This window comes from Dietzia sp. DQ11-38-2, assembly GCF_014145055.1.
GTDB lineage: Bacteria > Actinomycetota > Actinomycetes > Mycobacteriales > Mycobacteriaceae > Dietzia.
In genome coordinates this window covers 1-3,431 of sequence record NZ_JAALDW010000356.1, presented here as the reverse complement: position 1 = coordinate 3,431, position 3,431 = coordinate 1, and the positions used below count along the sequence as shown (strand labels likewise).

Below are 3,431 nucleotides of genomic sequence, written 5' to 3'. Positions count from 1 at the left end.
TCCCCCGCCATGACCAGGGGGACGGCCAGGGCTGCACGCAGACCGTGCGAGGCCGCCAGCGCGGGCATCGACATCGCTGCGATCGCCGCCCCGAGGGGTTGAGACATCTGCCGGACGCCCATCGCCATTCCCCGTCGTCGCGCGGGGAACCACCCCACCACGAGCCGACCACTCGCCGAGGCAGCGGAGGCCGAGGCCGCGCCCGCGAGCAGGAAGCACGCCGAGAGCAGGGCCAGGGACGGGGTGATGAGCGCGCCTGCGAGGGCGGCGGTGGTGAGGACGGATCCGCTCACGAGCACGAGCCGCTCGCCGGTCCGGTCGACGAGCCACCCCCACGCCACGAGAGTCAGCGCGGTCCCCACCGAGGGCAGCGCCACCAGCGCGCCCGCCGCGGGGAGCGACAGGCCGACCTCCGTGTGCAGGAAGGGCAGGAGGAACGCCACACCCGCCACGAACACCGAGGCGGAGGACGCGGCGAGCGTGCCGACCCCGAGAATGGCCCACTGACGGGGTGCCACACTATTGTCGTCAGCGGGTCCGGGCCTCACCAGGCCGACAGTACGCCCAGTCCTACTATATGACTAACCAATCTCACTTGTCGGGATCAGCGCGGCCGGTGAGTGCCACGTGCTGCTGCGCGAGCAGACGCAACGCGGTGAGGACGGGCTCGACGAGCACGGTCCCGAGCACCACCTGTCGCACCGCCGCCGCCGGCTCGGACGGGACCGAGGCGACATCGATGCGGGCGATCCGCTCGGCGGCGTCGGCATAGGCGTCCAGACGACCCTCGTCCAACCCGATTCCTGCGTCGTCACACGCACGCCACGCCTGGGCGAGTCGATCGACGATGACGTCGCCGAGATCGACCTGCCACTCCCGGGCGGCGATCCACGCGCGCGTGCGTTCGTCACCGCGGGGCGTGTCCTCCTCCCCAGCCGCGGGCTCGTGCGCCCGTTCTCCCGACAGCGCGTGTTGGGCGGTGGCCATCACGTCCAACCGTCCGACGTCGGGGGTCTCTATGGCCTCCAGCACCCGACCCACCGCCGCCAGATCCAAGCCTCCCACCTCGGACAGCGCCACGACCAGACGGACCCGTTCGACATGGCCGGCGTCGTAGTCGGCCTGGGTGCGGGTCACCGATCGTCCGGGGTGGAGCAACCCTCGACGCAGATAGAACTTGAGTGTCGTCACGGTCGTTCCCGTGACGTCGGCGAGTTCCGAGATTCTCACTCCGCCCCTCTCGACAGCGACGCTCCTTTACTGGATAGTAGCAGTATCCACCACCGGATACTCGAAGTATCCAATTGCCCTCGGCACCGCGCCGTGGCAGCGTCCAGAGGAGTTGACATGGTCACGCGATCATCCAGCCACACGACCCGGGAGCGGCCTCTTCCCGTGACCCACGCCCGGGATGGCGGCCTCGTCGTCTTCCACATCGGCATGACCATCCACCGCCCCCTCCGTCCCGACCTGTGGCTCCCGGTGTTCCGGGCGATGCCCAGGATGCTCGCCGAACTGGAACGCATCCGCATGGCGGCCGACAGGGGAGAGGCCGAGGACGTGGGGTTCCTCGGGGCTCAGACCCTGCTCGGCGCCAACGGCCCCTGGGTTGTCCAGTACTGGAACTCCGTCGGTCAGCTCTATTGGTACGCCCGGGACGCCGAGAAAGCACACATGCCCGCGTGGCGCGACTTCAACGCCAGGGCGCGGAGAAACCCGGGGGCCGTGGGGATCTGGCACGAGACCTACGTCGTGGACGAGGGGGGCATCGAGACCTTCTACGGGGATGGCGCTCGGGCGGGGCTCGCCGCCGCGACGGGGACCCTCCCCCTCGGTCGGCGTGGCGCCACCGCGCGCGAGCGGCTGAACGGGAGGACAACCCCGACGTCCGAGGACTGACCGATCAGTTCACGTCCCCGTCGCTGACATAGGTGGCGTAGAGGGGGAGAGGCATCTCCTGGCGGCGGAGCACGGTGCCCCAGACGTCCACGTGCGACGGCCCGAGCAGATCGCTGGGGAGGCTGGGCGCGACGTACCAGTCGCCGCGGTCCAGTTCCCCCTGCAGTTGGCCGGGCGCCCAGCCGGTATAGCCGACGAACACGCGCATCCCCTCGACGTTGTCCCGCAGCTGGTCGGGATCGCTGTCGAGATCCACCACGTGGACCCGTCCTTCGATCTGCTGCAGACCCGAGTAGGTCTCGCCGTCGACCCCCGACGCGAGCACCACCAGCGCGATGCCGGTGTCCGGCTTGACCGGGCCCCCGATGTGGAACACCGCCGGTGGAGCACACATCTCCGCCCAGGCCGGCAGGATCGTCTCGACCGGTGTCTCGCTCCGTCGGGTGATCACCACCCCCAGAGAGCCGGAATGGTCGTGTTCTATCACGTAGATGATCGCCCGCCGGAAGTTGGGGTCCGGCATGTCGGGCGCCGCGATGAGCAGCGAACCGGCGACGGGATCCCGCTTGTCCATCGCGTCGTAGAGGCGGTCACCGAAGAGGCCCCCGCCGCTCAGATCGTCCGGTCCCGTGTCCATGCGACCATGATGCCCGCGCCACCGCCCGACCACATCCCCGTCCCCTCGATCAGGTCTCGCTACGGTGGCTCCCGTGACCTCTCCGACCGCAGGACCGGCCGACACGAGGCGCGGTCGCCTGGCCGCCGCGTTGCGGGAGTCCGACGGGCTCGGCCGCCTGTCCACCGCCCGCCTGGCCGCCCTGCTCAGTGAGGGGATCCACCAGGCCGCGCTCGGCGGGATCGTGCTCTTCAGCCCCGAGTCCGCCACGACCCCGGCCGCGATCGCAGGCGGGTTCGCCGTGATGCTGCTGCCGTACTCGATCGTCGGCCCGTTCGCCGCCGCCGCCCTCGACCGCTGGGACAGACGGGTCGTGGTGGCGGTGGCCGCGCTGATCAGGACGGTCGCGATCATCGCCACGATCGCGCTGATCGCCGTCGGCGCCGTGCATTCGGGTGCAGGGCTCGCCGCGCTGTTCGGTCTGTCTCTGGTGGCGATCGGACTCGGCCGGCTCATCAACACCGGGATGACCGCGTCGATGCCCCGCGTGGTGCCGGAGCGGATCCTCGCGGCCACGAACTCGATTCTCGTCACAGTCGGATCGGTGGTGACAGCGGTCGGTGCGGTCGCGGCGTTCGCGGTCCTCGCGGTGCTCGGCGCAGGCGACGCGGCCGTTTCCTGGACGCTCGTGCCTGCCGTGGTCAGCGCCGTCCTGGGAGCGTGGGCCATTGTGGCGCTGCCCCCGCGACACCTCGGACCCGACGACGAGGAGATCACCACGGATTCCGGTGACGGCGTGGCCCGGGATGCGCTGGGGCTGTTCGCCGGGGGTCTGGCCGAGGGCGTGCGCGCCGCCCGCTCCACCACCCTGGTCTGGGTCGCGCTGGCCGGCGTGACGCTCGGTCGGGCCGCCTTC

At 70.7% G+C, this 3,431-nt stretch carries 4 protein-coding genes and 1 pseudogene; 2 read left to right on the top strand and 3 right to left on the bottom strand.

Annotated elements, in window-relative coordinates; translation table 11 throughout:
• A partial coding sequence (locus G6026_RS12145) for an MFS transporter (RefSeq protein ID WP_182613329.1) occupies nucleotides 1–518 on the bottom strand: 518 nt, incomplete at its 3' end.
• Between the two features lie 73 nt (nucleotides 519–591).
• The gene (locus tag G6026_RS12140) at nucleotides 592–1,230 is read right to left on the bottom strand and encodes a MerR family transcriptional regulator (RefSeq protein ID WP_107757866.1); all 639 of its coding nucleotides are present in this window, start codon (nucleotides 1,228–1,230) and stop codon (nucleotides 592–594) included.
• 117 nt (nucleotides 1,231–1,347) lie between these two features.
• On the opposite strand from G6026_RS12140, the gene G6026_RS12135 reads away from it, so the two are divergent.
• Complete coding sequence (locus tag G6026_RS12135; RefSeq protein WP_182613328.1) at nucleotides 1,348–1,899, top strand: DUF4188 domain-containing protein; 552 nt, start codon at nucleotides 1,348–1,350, stop codon at nucleotides 1,897–1,899.
• Nucleotides 1,900–1,903: 4 nt separating this feature from the next.
• On the opposite strand, the gene G6026_RS12130 is transcribed toward G6026_RS12135, so the two are convergent.
• The gene (locus G6026_RS12130; RefSeq protein ID WP_107757868.1) at nucleotides 1,904–2,536 is read right to left on the bottom strand and encodes a YqgE/AlgH family protein; all 633 of its coding nucleotides are present in this window, start codon (nucleotides 2,534–2,536) and stop codon (nucleotides 1,904–1,906) included.
• A gap of 73 nt (nucleotides 2,537–2,609) precedes the next feature.
• On the opposite strand from G6026_RS12130, the pseudogene G6026_RS12125 reads away from it, so the two are divergent.
• Nucleotides 2,610–3,431 (top strand): annotated as a pseudogene (locus G6026_RS12125) (hypothetical protein); the annotation flags it as partial.

Coding starts and splice junctions, on each gene's coding strand:
- G6026_RS12135 (WP_182613328.1), top strand. CDS start 1,348: ATGGTCACGCGATCATCCAGCCACACGACCCGGGAGCGGCCTCTTCCC.
- G6026_RS12130 (WP_107757868.1), bottom strand. CDS start 2,536: ATGGACACGGGACCGGACGATCTGAGCGGCGGGGGCCTCTTCGGTGAC.